Origin of the sequence: Sulfuricaulis sp. (genome assembly GCF_049587675.1) — a bacterium.
Classification (GTDB): domain Bacteria; phylum Pseudomonadota; class Gammaproteobacteria; order Acidiferrobacterales; family Sulfurifustaceae; genus Sulfuricaulis.
On the sequence record NZ_JBAVEJ010000050.1, the window covers coordinates 1 to 14342 of the forward strand.

Annotated in this window: 18 protein-coding genes; 1 reads left to right on the forward strand and 17 read right to left on the reverse strand. The window is 60.8% G+C overall.

Annotated features, from left to right (window positions below; genetic code table 11):
• Positions 1-41: 41 nt before the first annotated feature.
• The 15 genes from WB402_RS02550 to petA form a co-directional block, all read right to left on the reverse strand.
• Positions 42-425, reverse strand: coding sequence for a DUF423 domain-containing protein (locus WB402_RS02550; protein WP_424205349.1), 384 nt, complete (start codon positions 423-425; stop codon positions 42-44).
• A gap of 35 nt (positions 426-460) precedes the next feature.
• Positions 461-895, reverse strand: coding sequence for an ion channel (locus WB402_RS02555; RefSeq protein ID WP_424205350.1), 435 nt, complete (start codon positions 893-895; stop codon positions 461-463).
• A 114-nt stretch (positions 896-1009) separates the two neighbouring features.
• Positions 1010-2272 (reverse strand): hypothetical protein, encoded by a 1263-nt coding sequence (locus WB402_RS02560; protein WP_424205351.1) that lies wholly within the window; start codon positions 2270-2272, stop codon positions 1010-1012.
• Positions 2269-2586, reverse strand: a complete 318-nt coding sequence (locus WB402_RS02565; protein ID WP_424205352.1) for a hypothetical protein — start codon at positions 2584-2586, stop codon at positions 2269-2271. The genes WB402_RS02560 and WB402_RS02565 overlap by 4 nt, the downstream gene beginning before the upstream one ends.
• A gap of 25 nt (positions 2587-2611) precedes the next feature.
• Complete coding sequence (locus tag WB402_RS02570; RefSeq protein WP_424205353.1) at positions 2612-3301, reverse strand: ABC transporter ATP-binding protein; 690 nt, start codon at positions 3299-3301, stop codon at positions 2612-2614.
• 5 nt (positions 3302-3306) lie between these two features.
• The gene (locus WB402_RS02575) at positions 3307-4542 is read right to left on the reverse strand and encodes an ABC transporter permease (protein WP_424205354.1); all 1236 of its coding nucleotides are present in this window, start codon (positions 4540-4542) and stop codon (positions 3307-3309) included.
• On the reverse strand, positions 4532-5767 hold the full coding sequence (locus tag WB402_RS02580; RefSeq protein WP_424205355.1) for an ABC transporter permease: 1236 nt from the start codon (positions 5765-5767) through the stop codon (positions 4532-4534). The genes WB402_RS02575 and WB402_RS02580 overlap by 11 nt, the downstream gene beginning before the upstream one ends.
• Positions 5768-5790: 23 nt before the next feature.
• Positions 5791-6573, reverse strand: a complete 783-nt coding sequence (locus WB402_RS02585; RefSeq protein WP_424205356.1) for an outer membrane lipoprotein-sorting protein — start codon at positions 6571-6573, stop codon at positions 5791-5793.
• 73 nt (positions 6574-6646) lie between these two features.
• Positions 6647-7138 (reverse strand): O-acetyl-ADP-ribose deacetylase, encoded by a 492-nt coding sequence (locus WB402_RS02590; RefSeq protein WP_424205357.1) that lies wholly within the window; start codon positions 7136-7138, stop codon positions 6647-6649.
• An 18-nt stretch (positions 7139-7156) separates the two neighbouring features.
• The gene (locus WB402_RS02595) at positions 7157-7459 is read right to left on the reverse strand and encodes a hypothetical protein (protein ID WP_424205358.1); all 303 of its coding nucleotides are present in this window, start codon (positions 7457-7459) and stop codon (positions 7157-7159) included.
• Between the two features lie 132 nt (positions 7460-7591).
• Entirely contained in the window at positions 7592-7990 is a 399-nt protein-coding gene (locus WB402_RS02600) for a ClpXP protease specificity-enhancing factor (protein WP_424205359.1), read from the reverse strand.
• Between the two features lie 47 nt (positions 7991-8037).
• Positions 8038-8673 (reverse strand): glutathione S-transferase N-terminal domain-containing protein, encoded by a 636-nt coding sequence (locus tag WB402_RS02605; RefSeq protein ID WP_424205360.1) that lies wholly within the window; start codon positions 8671-8673, stop codon positions 8038-8040.
• A 166-nt stretch (positions 8674-8839) separates the two neighbouring features.
• Positions 8840-9571, reverse strand: a complete 732-nt coding sequence (locus WB402_RS02610) for a cytochrome c1 (RefSeq protein ID WP_424205361.1) — start codon at positions 9569-9571, stop codon at positions 8840-8842.
• Positions 9568-10803: a cytochrome b gene (locus tag WB402_RS02615; RefSeq protein ID WP_424205362.1), complete on the reverse strand. Its 1236-nt coding sequence runs from the start codon at positions 10801-10803 to the stop codon at positions 9568-9570. The genes WB402_RS02610 and WB402_RS02615 overlap by 4 nt, the downstream gene beginning before the upstream one ends.
• The gene (gene petA / locus WB402_RS02620) at positions 10803-11402 is read right to left on the reverse strand and encodes a ubiquinol-cytochrome c reductase iron-sulfur subunit (RefSeq protein WP_424205363.1); all 600 of its coding nucleotides are present in this window, start codon (positions 11400-11402) and stop codon (positions 10803-10805) included. The genes WB402_RS02615 and petA overlap by 1 nt, the downstream gene beginning before the upstream one ends.
• A gap of 289 nt (positions 11403-11691) precedes the next feature.
• Here petA and WB402_RS02625 point away from each other — a divergent pair, with 289 nt between their 5' ends.
• Positions 11692-12855 (forward strand): Do family serine endopeptidase, encoded by a 1164-nt coding sequence (locus tag WB402_RS02625; RefSeq protein ID WP_424205366.1) that lies wholly within the window; start codon positions 11692-11694, stop codon positions 12853-12855.
• 31 nt (positions 12856-12886) lie between these two features.
• Here WB402_RS02625 and tatC read toward each other — a convergent pair whose 3' ends face one another.
• Positions 12887-13738: a twin-arginine translocase subunit TatC gene (tatC, locus tag WB402_RS02630; RefSeq protein WP_424205364.1), complete on the reverse strand. Its 852-nt coding sequence runs from the start codon at positions 13736-13738 to the stop codon at positions 12887-12889.
• Positions 13707-14150, reverse strand: coding sequence for a Sec-independent protein translocase protein TatB (tatB, locus tag WB402_RS02635; protein WP_424205365.1), 444 nt, complete (start codon positions 14148-14150; stop codon positions 13707-13709). Before tatB ends, tatC begins: the two co-directional genes overlap by 32 nt.
• Positions 14151-14342 lie beyond the last annotated feature (192 nt).

Genomic DNA, 14342 nt, shown 5'->3' on the forward strand with positions numbered 1-14342 from the left:
AAGCAAGCCGAAGAAGCGCAGATTGGATGGAATTTGGTCTTTTAAGCTGATTTCACTATCGAGACCACGAAAAGAATCCACGCGATGATGAACGAAATGCCGCCGAAGGGAGTAATCATGCCGAGCCAGCGCAGCCCGCTGACGCTCAACAGGTATAGGCTGCCGGAAAAAAGGATAACCCCAACCAGCATCAACCATCCGGACCACCGGAGATAAGACGAATCCGAAATCTGCGCCGCCACCAGCCCCACCGCCAGCAAGCCCAGCGCATGAAACAGATGGTAGTGAACACCCGTCTGATACACCGACAGCATCTCTGCTGTCATTCTTGCTTTCAATCCATGCGCACCGAAAGCGCCAAGTAACACGACCAGCGCGGCATTAAAACCACCAAGAATCAGAAACAGTTTTGCGGTCTGCGGCATGGGGAAGTGAGTATACGATCAGGCGGCCGCGCGGGCTAATCCCGCTCCCTGATGTTCCAGAATTTTTGCATGGCCAGATAGGTAAACGACGCCGACCAGCCGATGAGCAGTAAACCGTTCAATGCCTCAATGCCGGTAATCAGGCGCAGAGGTCCCAGCGGATAGATATCGCCCAGCCCGATGGTCGTATAAGTTTCGGCGGAAAAATAAAGGTAGGACGTGAAGTTGTCGGCAAACTTGCCGCCAAAATTACCGAGATCAAAATGATCCTTGAGATAGTAATAAGCCAACGCGTAGAAACCGATCTCCAGCAAGTGGCCAGAAAATGTACCGAACAGTATCACGAGCAACCTCGCCCGCGGCCGGATCCGGATTCGGGGAACGTAGGCTGACAGCAAGCGCAATACTTCGTAGTGCGTGAATGTGCTGAGAACGACCAGCAGCGCCGCAAGGATGGATGCGATTAACATGACTGGTTCATTTTTTTATCACGTGCGCCTTCATGGCTCTTTCGATAGTAGCGTTGTAAACTTTTTTCTATGACACGCCGGAACAGTATAAGTTTCTGTCTCAGCCGGTGCGGGTCAGAAATAATACGCCCCTCTTAAATACACCGACTTCCCCGTGGAGGCAAATGATGATGTACCCGTCACCGGCACACCACCATATTCCGTCCCCCTGTCCCCGGACGGCAGATTGACTCCCGCCATCAATTGCACGTTCTGTTGCCAGTCGTACACGCCGCGGAGCTGGAGATACTTGCTGCCATCGTCCAGATTCGCAATGAGATTTGTAAACAGATTGAACAGCGGCGTGAATTCGACCTGCAGCCCGAGGGCGGTGTAGTCACGCGCGAGCGTGAACAGTTCGCCGCGCGCGAGGCGTTCGCTGAGCTCGACATTAGGCATGGAGTAATTCGCACGGTCGGATTCTCCGACACCATTGAGGAAATATTCGAGGTAGCCGTACACGTTCTTGCCGCCCCACATCCACGAGTAGTCCATATTGGTCACGAGCGAGGTGGCGTTGCCACCGTCTTTGAGACTGGTGTAACTGATATCCATGCGCCACACTGCCCCGCCGACGCTTTTCACGACGCCAAGGCCGGCCAGGTTCTCGGCGAAATGGCGCGCGGCAAGCAGATCGACATCGACGCCAGTAAAGCGCAAACGGTACTTGAGGGCATAGGAACTTTGATCGCTTTCCACACGAGCCGTCGCCGGGTCGCGTCGCGGCACAACCATCGCCTCCATGTCGTTCTTCCCGCTCAGCAGCCACTGGCCGTAAAGCATGTCTTCCCCGGTTTTGTAATCCTTGTCGATGGCGATCGGCGAAAACGGATTGACGAAATCGAGCGGTTGGAACAACAGACCGTTGCCCCAGGTCACCGCCTGGCGCCCGACGCGCAACGTCTGACGCGCGCTGCTGTAGCCGGCGTAAAGCCGGTCGAGGCGCTGCACCGCGTCGAGGCGGTCGCGCTCCGCGGTTTCGTGGGTAAGATCGAACAACTGCCGGCTGTCATCCGGCAAACCGCTCGGGGTGCGAAACAGCGGGACGCCGGCCGCAGCCATGCGATTTCGCACCTCCGGGGTGTCGCCGGCGACGGCGAGGAGCTCGTAATGCGCCACATACTCCCACGGGCCGGTACGGTTTTCCGCCTTCAGACGCAGGTCGAGGCTCTGATCGTGTGCCGGATCACCGCCAAAAACGGCATTGATATCGTCGGGGCGGTAATCGGTATAGGTGTACTGGAATTTAACGTGGCCACCGAACTGCCAGTCATCGGCCATAACCGGCGCGGTAGAGAGCAATGCGACGAGAAGTAGCGTCCGCCCGAAACCCATCATCCGCTGCTGCCCATGCGCCTGAGCACGCGTTCAACAGCCGAACCGCGCACCACGCATTCGCTAGCGCCCGCCGCCTTGGCCGCACAGAAACCCTCCGCGTCCACGTGCGGCCCGAAGGCAATGATGTCCGTGGCCGGAAACTGCTCGCGCAATTTCCGGATATGTCCGGCAACGTCGCGCGCGGACAGGTCCATCACGATCAGATCCGGGGTCTCGGCGGCGTCGCGCCGCAGCATCTGCGCGCCGGCGGCCTTCCAGCGCGACTCGATACGCACGCGGCTCATCAGGTCATCGCTCCATAAAAGTATTTTCATTTTCTTTCCTCGAAATATATACGGGTCAATCACGCCGTACGTCATCCACTATCCGGCCGTCGCGCAACGTGATCAGTCGCCGCGAGAACTCCATGACCAGTTTATCGTGGGTGGAAAAAATGAAGGTCACATTGTGCTCGGTGTTCATGTGCACCAGCAGCTCCATGAGCGCCTGCGCGGTCTTCGAGTCGAGATTGGCGGTCGGTTCGTCTGCGAGCACCAGCGACGGCTCGGAGACGATGGCGCGCGCTACTGCGACGCGCTGCTGCTGGCCGCCGGAAAGCTCGCCCGGGCGGCGGTCGGCGAGCTCGCTCAGATCCACCTCCTTGAGGATTTTCACCGCCTTGTCGGTGCGTTCTTGCGCCGAAACGCCCTGCAACTGCATGACGAACTCGACGTTCTCGCGCGCGGTCAGCACCGGGATCAGGTTGTAGGCCTGGAACACGAAACCGATGCGCTCCAGCCGCAGCCTCGCGAGCGCGCCCTTGTCGAGCGTGGCGAGCACGATGCCGTCCACCTCCACCTCGCCGCTGGTGGGCTTGTCGAGTCCGCCGATGAGATTGAGAAGCGTGCTCTTGCCGGAACCGGACGGGCCGGACAGGCACAGGAAATCCTTCTTCGGGACTTCGAGATTGATGTCAGCGAGCGCCTGGACGGCGACGGCATCCTGGCGGTACACCTTGCTCAGCCTGCGACAGACAACAGTGTTGTCCATGTGTTTCAAGCCCTCGTTATCGCTTCCACCGGGACGTAACGCGATGCGCGCCACGCCGGATAAAGACTCGCCAACACCCCGAGCACTACCACGATCACGTTGGCGGCGGTGACGTCGCCCGCGGCCAGCGCCGGGTACATGACCGGGCTCATGCCCACCATCTCCAGGCCTTCCGCGAACATCGAGAGGTCGATGCCGCCCTTGAGGCCCACCACGCTCAACCACGATGTCAGGTTGCCGAGCAGCAGCGCGATCCCCAGCAGGATCAGCGATTCCACCAGCACCTGGCCAAGGATAAAGCGCGGCGGCATTCCGAGCGCCTGGAACAGGCCGAACTCGCGGGTGCGCTCGAACACCGCCATGAGCAGCGTGTTGACCAGCCCGAACGCCATGGCCGTGAACACCACCGCGAACCAGATGAGCAGCACGACGTTGTGGATCTTTTCCATCAGCACCACCATCGGCTGCACCTCAGTCCACGCGGCGACGTCCTCGCCGGGCGCGGCCGCGCGCAGCGATGCCACGACCGCCTCCAGCCGCTTGCGGTCCGGCGTCATCACCGCGACCTCGGAGACATCCTTGCCGATCTTGAGCATCTGCTGCGCGACGTTGAGCCCAACGAACACGTACCCGGTCTCCAGTGCCTGCGGGTCGGCATCGAAGATGCCGACCACGCGGAAACCCCGATCGGCGATCTGGTTGTTGGCGTCCTGGCTCATCAGCACCACGCGCCGCCCGAGCGTGGTTTCAAGCTGTTCGGCCAGCTTGCGGCCGAGCAGCAAGCCCGGATCGTCCGGCGAGGACAGGTACGCGCCATCGGTGACGGCCTTGCTGATGAACGACAGGCCGCGTTCGCCCTGCGGATCGATACCCATCAGCGTCACGCCAGCCGATTCACGCTCGCTCGCGATCACCGCCGGCACGCGCACGCGCGCGCCGGCCGCGACCACTGCCTTCACGTGCAGAGCCTCAGCAAGCGCCGGGGTCACGGCGAAACGATGTTCCACCGCCGGATCGTCGCGATAGCTGGGCGCATGGATCTGCACATGTCCGGTGAGATTGCGGATCTCCTTCTGAACCTGCTCCTCCATCGAGCCGCGGATCAGCGCCGCCATCACGATCATCGACCAGATGCCGAGCACCAGCGCGAACAGCATAACCAGTGTCCGGCGCTTGTGCCGCCACAGGTTGCGCCAGGCGAGCATCAGGAACAGCGGCAGGCGTGCCGCACTAGGCGACATGAATGGCCTCCACCGGTTGCAGCTTGCGAATCCGGAACGCCGGGTACAGGGCCGCGACCAGAATGAAGCTGAGGATCACCGCCGGCCCGATCAGAATCGCCTTGGCCGAGAGCTTGGGATAGATCAGCGCCGGCAGGCCATATTGGCCCATGAACTCCTTGAGGCCGGGATAGGTGAACCCGTGCACCGACAGATAAGCGGCGATTCCGAACCCGATACCGATGCCGATGCCCAGACCGATCAGCGCCAGCAGCGCCGTTTCGGCGAACACCAGCGTCCCGATGCGCAGCGGGGTGGCGCCGAGTGCCAGCATGATGCCGAACTCGCGCGTGCGCTCCAGCACCGACATGATAAACGTGTTGAGAATGCTGAGCGTCACCACCAGGATCAGCGCGACGTAGATGAACCAGTCGATGGTCCAGTCCGCTTCGATAATCTGCTTGAGACCGGGAATCAGCCGGTCCCAGTCGAGCACCACCAGCTCCGGCGCCGCCGGCAGCAGGCGCGCGACTTCGCGGTGCATCAGCGGCAGCTGCGCGAGGTCAGGCGCGAGCAGCGCAATCGCGTGCGCGCCCTGCCCCATCCCGAACAGCTCCTGAAATGTGCCGAGCGGTATCTCCACCAGCACCCGGTCGAGCTCACGCATGCCGCTTTCGAAAATGCCCACCACCGGCACGATGGTTGCGGCCACCGAGCCGTCCATGGCCGAGCCGAGCAGGGTCAGTTCGTCGCCCACCCGGATGTTGAGATTCTTCGCGAGCGGTGCGCCGAGCACCACCTCCTGCGCGTTGTGCGCGGCCAGGTAGCGCCCGAACTTCATGAGTCGCGGCACGGTGGACACGCCCGGCTCATGCTCCGGTTCGGCCCCCACGACCTGCACGCCGTAGCTGCGCGTACCGCTAGACGCGAGCGCGAATGCCTGGGCCCGTGTTGCGATGCCCACACCACGCAGCGCCGGATCCGCACGCAGACGCTCCGCCAGCGCGACCGCATCGGGGATGATCTTGCGGATCTGCGGCTTGTCGAGGTAGCCCTCGCGCTGCACCTGCATCTGGGCGGTGAAGATGCGCAGGCTGCTGTCGACCATCAGATCGTACGACCCGAGCTGCAGGGTGATAAGAAATACCATCAGCACCGTGACGAACGCGATCGCCGAAACCGTGAGCCAGGTCCGGCGCTTGTGCCGCCACAGATTGCGCCAGGCCAGTCGCGGGGTAATCGTCATTCGACGCTCCGATACTTAATTAATCATTCTCGCGGGTTGCCAAGATTGGACAACGTGAAAGTGCTGGCCGAGATCGGAATGTTGAATCGCACTTCCCGCGTCTCCACGTCGGTCCATTCGCCGGGCTTGTCCAGCTTCTGCATGCGCTCGCGAGCGGCAACCAGCTTGCCGCCCATGGGCCGGATGTCGGACGTGACGAGCTTCTTCACCAGCACGTTCTGCTGGTCGTAGAACGCATGCTCCAGGATCAGCCAGTCGTCGCGGATCGTGAGCACCTCGTGCCCCCACACCACCGGCGCCGTTTCCTTGGGCGTGGAATCGATAACGTAAACCTTGTGGCCGTCGTGCGACTCGGTGCGCAGCAGCCTATGCGTGTACTGCTCGATCAGATCGTCAGCCTTGGCCAGGTCGTTGTTGGAGAAGTCCGATCCCATCCAGCTCTGGCTCATCATGCTCGAGGGAATCTTGATCACGCGGTTGATCTTGGGCGTGAAGCTCCACATGTCGTTGTCGAGCAGCAGCGTGGCATTACCGGCATCCTTGGGCGGGGCCGTGACGCGCACCAGCGACTCCTTCTCCCCACGGGTCCACACGCGGATGGTCATGGTCCGCTCCCAGTCGGGGCGGTGGATGGTCATGTCGATGACGGAGTAGGACGAAACGTCGCGCCAGTAGTCGATCGCCTGTTTCACAATCGCCGCGGCGTCTTCAGGCGGGGCCGCGACCGTTACGCCGCCGAACAGCAATGAAGCTGCCAGGCAGATTCCTATTACGACCCATGAAGCAAAATGGCGCACAGAGTCCATGGCACCAGGGCATTATTGCCTGTGGCCGGTGATTTCACAACGCGGGGATTTGTTCGGGAGTCGGAAGAACGCTTCAGGACATCAACAACTTTTCGTATAATGTCTTATCACCCGCATTGAAGCAGCAGGCGATGATCTCGTCGAATTTGCTCTCGTATTCCCGCATGATCGTCACCGCGATCTTCGCCGCCTCGTCCTTGGGATAGCCGTAGACGCCGGTGCTGATGCCCGGAAACGCAATGGTCTTGATTCCGTATTCATATGCAAGATCCAGTGAGTGGCGATAGCAATTGGCCAGCAATACCGGTTCGTGATGCTCCCCGCCGCGCCAAATCGGCCCCACGGTGTGGATCACCCATTTCGCGGGAAGTTTGAAACCGGGGGTGATTTTCGCCTCGCCGGTGGAGCAGCCGCCGAGTGTGCGGCATTTCGCCAGCAACTCCGGGCCGGCGGCACGGTGAATCGCGCCGTCCACGCCACCGCCTCCGAGCAGGGTTTCATTCGCGGCATTAACGATAGCATCCACCTTGAGCGTGGTGATGTCGGCCTGAATCACGCGAATCATGATGCGGCAGTCTCGCTGTCAGCGAACCCCGGGGGGTTCGCCACCCTGTGGCGACGACATGTCTTTGGGTGCCGGCATATTCAGCAACGGCGAGTCGGCGCGCGCAGGCGCCATCCGGCGCATTTTTCCAGCTTCGACCGGATGCAGCGGTGACACACGGATGGTCGGCGACATCTTCACCGCCTCCCGTTTTGGCCGTTCGACGCGGTCAGACGGACTTTGAACCTTTTGCGGTTCGGCGTTTTCCGGCCGCGCCTCATCGCCTGCGCTGGCGCCGGTTTTGACGTCGGTCGCGTGCGCCGGCGAAGTCATGAATATCACGGGAAGAATCATAAGTAGTTTCAAAACGCGCATTGCCCGTCTCCCGAATGGGTGAATATCCCTAACATAATCCAAGCGCGTGGCATCCGACACCGTCACCGCACCGGCGGCGCGAAACGCGCGACATGCGTGCTATTTAACGATACGAAGCGCCGGGCCCCTGGCCGGCGGTTTGCCGTCAGGCGGTTTGTCCTCGGGGCCGGATTCCTTCTGTTCCCCAGCCAGCATTTCCGGAAACGTGATGCCCTGGTTGTTCTCGCGCGCGTATATGGCGAGCACAGCAGGGTACGGGGCTTCCACCGGAAGACTCTGACCGCCGAAACGGGCGGAGAATCGAATGGCCTCGGCGGCGAATTCGAAATGGCCGACAGCGCGCGGATGGATGTTCAGAACGATGCGACCTTCCTGGACATAGGCCGGCGGAACCTTCACGCCCGCGGTGGTGGCATCCACCAGCACCTGCGGCGTGAAGCCGCTATCCACCGCCCAGTCATAAACCGCACGGATCAGGTAAAGCTTAAGCGGAGTCATGCGCCGTCACCAACGCGCGCAAAAGATTGAAACGCGGGGCGCGCGATTCACCGGGGGCGTGCGCGCATCGCCTTCTCCGCTTCGGTCAGCGAGAGCTTGAAGGATTTGCGCGCAAAGATACGCTCGGCGTAGTCGAGGATGGGTTTCGCCTGGCGCGGAAGTTCGACGTCCCAGCGGTCCAGGCGCCACAACAGCGGCGCGAGCGAGCAGTCCACCAGCGAGAATTCCTCGCCGAGGGAAAACGGCTGTTCCTTGAAGATCGGCGAGATCACCGTGAGCCCGTCGCGCAGCGCGTGGCGCGCCTTGGTGGCGGCCTTCTTGTCACCGCCGGTGATGTCGTGGATCAGGCTGTACCAGTCGCGGTCGAAGCGCACCAGCATCAGGCGCGCGCGGGCGCGCGAGACGGGGTCCACCGGCATCAGCGGCGGATGCGGCAGGCGCTCGTCGAGATATTCGTTGATGATGTTCGATTCGTACAGTACCAGGTCGCGGTCGACCATGGTCGGCACCTGGTTGTAGGGATTGAGCTCGCCGAGTTCACGCGGCTTTTTCGCGAGATCGATCTCGACGATCTGGCACTCGATGTCCTTCTCGAAGAGAACGATACGCGTGCGGTGGCTATAGGGATCGCTCATCCCCGAATAAAGCATCATGATTGGCTTGCGCGCCGCGGGCGTCGTCATCGCGTTGTCTCCGTTATGCAATGTCACACCCGGACAGCGGCTGCCGCCGTCCGGGAATCGCCCCAATTACTGATCCGGCACGATTGCTCTTGAAACGAAAATGGCACAAAAGATCGCCGCTGCGTGCTTGTCGAGGTGCTGTCGCGCCGGATCAATAACAAAACACTTAGTGGACGTCCTTCCAATATTCCTTCTTCAGCAGGTAGGCAAATACCAGGAATACGGCAAGGAAGATTAACACGTACAGGCCGATCTGGTAACGGACCAGTTTGGCCGGCTCGCCAAGATAGACCAGGAAATTGGTCAGGTCGCGCATGGCGGCGTCATAATCTTTCGCGCTCATGCTGCCGGGCCGCTCCAGCTCGAAACCCTCGAATACATCGACACCGTGGGCATCTTTCTTGAATACGGCCCGCTGGTCGCCCTGCCATTCGTAGAGCACGTGCGGCATGGCCACGTGCGGGAACACGACGTTGTTCCATCCGGAGTGCGACTCGGGGTCGCGGTAGAAACTGCGCAGATAGGCGTAGACCCAGGCCGGCTTGCGCGACCGCGCGATCAGCGACAGGTCGGGCGGCGCTACGCCGAACCACAGCTTGGCGTCATCTTTCGGCATCACCGCCTTCATGAGGTCGCCCACCTTGTCCGCGGCGAACAGGAGGTTCTCCTTGACCAGCTCTTCGCTGATGCCGAGATCATTGCCCATGCGGTTGTAACGCATGTACGAAGCGCTGTGGCAAGACAGGCAGTAGTTGACGAAGATGCGCGCGCCACGCTGCAACGAGGCCTTGTCGTTGAGATCGATGTTGACAGGATCGAGTTTCGGACCGTGTTCCGAGGCGGCGAACGCAGCGGCCGGGAGGACGGCAAGAAAAAGAAGGATCAGAAGCTTTTTCATTTCGTCGTCACCCTTTCCGGAACCGGCTTGGTCTTGTCAATTTTGGTGTACAACGGCATCAGGACAAAGAATGCAAAATAGAGCACCGTGCAGACCTGAGCAATGATGAGGTTCGGACCCGCCGCCGGTTGGGTGCCCAGATAACCAAGGGTGAGGAAGGCGACGACGAAGATCGCCAACGCCGCCTTGTACATCCAGCCGCGGTAGCGGATCGACTTGACCGAAGAGCGGTCCAGCCACGGGAGGAAGAAGAAGAAAACGATCGCGAGCCCCATGAAGATCACACCCCAAAGCTTGGCCTCAATTCCAAAAAACGCATACGTGTTCGCGCGCAGGATCGAATAAAACGGCGTGAAGTACCACAGCGGCACGATCTCCGGCGGCGTCTGCAGGATGTTGGCCGGCATGAAGTTGTCGGGCTCGAGGAACCAGCCGCCGAGTTCCGGCGCGAAGAAAATCACGGCCGAGAACAGCATCAGAAACACCGTCACGCCGACAATGTCCTTCACCGTGTAATACGGATGAAACGGAATGCCGTCGAGCGGAATACCGTCCGCGCCTTTCTTTTTCTTGATCTCGACGCCGTCGGGGTTGTTCGAGCCCACCTTGTGCAGCGCCACGATGTGCACGAACACCAGCGCCGCCAGGATCAACGGCACCGCGATGACGTGGAATGCGAAGAAACGGTTCAGGGTCGCGTCCGACACCACGAAGTCGCCGCGCATCCACTCGGAAAGCAAGTGGCCAACCAGCGGAATCGCGTCGAACAGCGAGAGGATCACCTGCGCGCCCCAGTAGGACATGTTGCCCCACGGCAGCAGATAGCCCATGAACGCTTCGGCCATGAGCGCGACGAAGATCACCATGCCGACCAGCCAGATGAGCTCGCGCGGATTGCGGTGCGACCCGTAGAGCAGCGCGCGGAACATGTGCAGATACACCACGATGAAGAAGAACGAAGCGCCGACGGAATGCATGTAGCGCAGCAGCCAGCCCCAGTCCACGTCGCGCATGATGTACTCGACCGAGGCGAACGCCAGCCCCGTGTCCGGCTTGTAGTGCATGGTGAGAAAAATGCCGGTGACGATCTGCATCACCAGCATCAGCAGCGCGAGTGAGCCGAAGTAATACCAGAAGTTGAAATTCTTGGGCGCGTAGTATTTCGCCAGATGTTCTTCCCAGACCTTGGTCAGCGGGAAGCGGTCATCGATCCAGGCCAGCAGCTTTTGCATCACGCGGCTCCTTTCTGGTCAACACCGATGATGATGCGCGTGTTGCTCAGGAAACTGTACGGGGGGACCACCAGATTGGTCGGCGCCGGAACGTTCTTGTAGACCCGTCCGGCCAGGTCAAACTTGGAGCCGTGACAGGGACAGAAAAACCCGCCGGGCCACTCATCGCCCAGGCCGGAAACGGCACCAGCCTGCAAACGCTGGGCTGGCGAGCAGCCCAGATGGGTGCAGATGCCAACAAGCACGAGATATTCGGGCTTGAGCGAACGTGCCTCGTTCTGCGCGTAGGACGGCTGCTGGTCGGTCACTTCGGATTTCGGGTCGGCGAGGACTTTGGTGTCCTCGGAAAGCGATTTCAGCATTTCCGGCGTGCGCCGCAGGATCCACACCGGTTTGCCGCGCCACTCCACGGTGAGTAACTGACCGGGTTCGATCTTGCTGATATCGACCTCAACCGGCGCGCCGGCCGCCTTAGCACGGGCGCTGGGCATCATGCTGAGGACAAAGGGGGTGGCCGCAAAGGCCGCTCCAACGACTCCTAATCCGCTGGTGATCACCAGTAAACGCCGTCGGCGCGGATTGACACCCTCTTCACTCATGTAGCCCCCTCGATCTTTAAAGCGCAAAAAATAAAAAAATCACGCCTAGCAGCGCAATTTTCTGAAATGAATCAGGTAATTGATCCGGAAGAAACCTTCCCCGCCCTGAAAAACGGCGCATAGGATTATATAACGATTCGCCTGAGTCAAGCGTATAAATCAAGTCGCGCAGGCAATTTTTTCAGATAAATCCACCCGCCGCCGGCCATGCCGCCTTGGCGCAGCACGCGGGGCGACACTTCGATAGAATTGGCACCCCATCATTCCAGCTTTCGGGTCGACTATGCGGCTGCCCCCTGTCTTGTCCTATCTAGCCCAGGCAATCGTCCTCGGACTGGCCTTTGCCTTCCTCGTGACCTATTTCTGGCCGGAGATCGCCCGGCACGAGGTCCCGACGGTCGAAATCCGTCAGACCGCGCCGGAAGCGGTGAAACGCCCGGTGAACGGCCCGTCTTCCTATGCCGCGGCCGTGGACAAGGCCTCGTCCGCCGTGGTCAACATCAACACCGCCAAGGTCGTGACGGTACGGCCGCATCCGTTCTTCGACGACCCGGTGTTTCGCCAATTCTTCGGCGGCGCGGACGATCTGATCACCCCGCGCAAGCGCGTCGAAACCAGCCTCGGCTCCGGCGTCATCATGAGCGAGCAGGGTTTCATCCTCACCAACCATCATGTCATCCAGGGCGCCGATGCGATCCAGGTCTCACTGCAGGACGGCCGGATGGCGCAGGCCAAACTGGTGGGCAGCGATCCGGACACGGATGTGGCGGTGCTGAAGATTGATTTGAAGAAACTGCCGGTCATCACGCTCGGTCATTCAGACAATCTGCGCGTCGGCGACGTGGTGCTGGCCATCGGCAATCCCTTCGGTGTGGGACAGACCGTGACCATGGGCATCGTCAGCGCCACCGGCCGCAACAAGCTCGGCATCAACACCTTCGAGAACTTCATCCAGACCGACGCCGCGATCAATCCCGGCAATTCCGGCGGCGCGCTGGTCGACGCCGAGGGCAATCTCGTCGGGATCAATACCGCCATGTTTTCCCGCAGCGGCGGTTACCAGGGAATCGGCTTCGCCATTCCCACCAGCCTCGCCGAAGACGTGATGAAGGAAATTCTGCAACACGGCCGGCCGGTTCGCGGCTGGCTCGGGGTCGAGGCGCAGGCGATCACGCCGCAGATTGCGCGCGCCCTCGAACTCGATGACACCCGGGGCGTGGTGGTGGTCGGCGTGGTGCGCGACGGACCGGCGCACCGCGCCGGCATGCAGCCGGGAGACGTGATCGTCGCCATCGACGGCAAGAAAATCGCCGAGGCGCGCGAGGCGCTGATCGCGATTTCCAACCGCAAGCCGGGAAGCCACGTGAAACTGGAAGTGCTGCGCGACGGAAAATCGCTGACGCTGGAGGCAACCGCCATCGAACGTCCGGCACGGGCGGCGTTGACGGAGTAGAGGTTGCACCGCGGTCACAACGCCTAGAGCCTTATTTTTTTCTGCCCCTGCCCTTGTCTGTGCCGGTGAAAGCCTGATCGTTTTTCTTGAACTCGGCCTCGATTTCTTCATCGGTCAGATCGCGTCTTCCGCTGTTCACCGCGGCGTCGGCGGCGCGTTTCATGCGGCGCGCCACAAAGAGTCCGATCTCGAACAATATGATCATCGGGATAGCGAGGAAGAACTGCGAGAAAATATCCGGCGGCGTGAGCACTGCCGCTACGATAAACGCCCACAGGATCACGTAGGGACGCTTGCCGGCGAGCGTTTCGGGATTGATCACCCCCATGCGCGCGAGCAGCACCACCGCCACCGGGACTTCAAAGGAAATCCCGAAAGCGAAAAACATGGAAAACACGAAATCGAGATAGAACCGGATGTCGGTCATCATCGTCACGCCCGGCGGCAGGGCATGCACGAAAAATCCGAAGGCCATGGGAAACACCACGAAATAGGCGAAGGCCATGCCGCCGTAAAACAGCACCGTGCTCGAAACCAGAAGCGGCAGCACCAGTCGCCGTTCGTGGCGATATAACCCCGGAGCGACAAACGCCCACAGCTGGTACAACAGGACGGGTATCGTAATCACGACGGCGACCGCCAGCGTGAGCTTGATAGGCGTGAGAAATGGCGAGGCGACTTCAGTCGCGATCATGGTCGCGCCGACGGGCAGGACATTCATCAGCGGCTTGGCCACGAGCGTGTACACGTTGCTGGTAAACGGCAGCAGCGCCCCGAACACCACGGCAATGGCGATCACCGCATAGAGCAAGCGGTCGCGCAGCTCGAGAAGATGGGAAATGAGGCTGCCTTCAGGGGCGCCGGGTTCTTCGCGTTCCGCCATGTTTCCTTCCGGTCGGGGATTTTTTTGCGGATTTGGCGCGTGCGCGCTTATTCACGGGCGGGGCAAACTCTGCCGGGTCCATGAGGGCGGTCAGTTTTGGCGGTTCGTCTGAATGGATGGTGTTGGCCGCGGCCGCCGAGGCGGTTTCCGTGAACCCCTTGATGAGGTCGCCCGAGGTGCTCTGCATCAGGTTCCGGGTGCTATCAAGTTCTTCCCGGAGCTTGCGCAACTCCGCCAGTTCATCCTGATGAATTTCGCGGTCGAGATCCTGTTTGACGTTGTTGATGAAACGCCGCAATTGCCCCATCCACTTGCCCGCCGTCCGCGCCACCTCCGGCAAACGCTTCGGCCCCAGCACGATCAGTGCGATGAGGCCGATCACCACCAGTTCCGAGAAACCGATATCGAACATCGCGATCGTCCCTGGCCGCGAACCGGCTTAGGTCTTTTTCTTCTTGACCTTGGAAGTCACCTCGGCGTCAATCACACGCCCGGATCCGCCCGTGACTTTCTTGGGCTCTGTGTCGTTGCCGGACTCCTGCTCGTGGCCCTCTGCGCCTTCCTTCATCGACTCCTTGAAACTCTTGATCGCTCCGCCCAGATC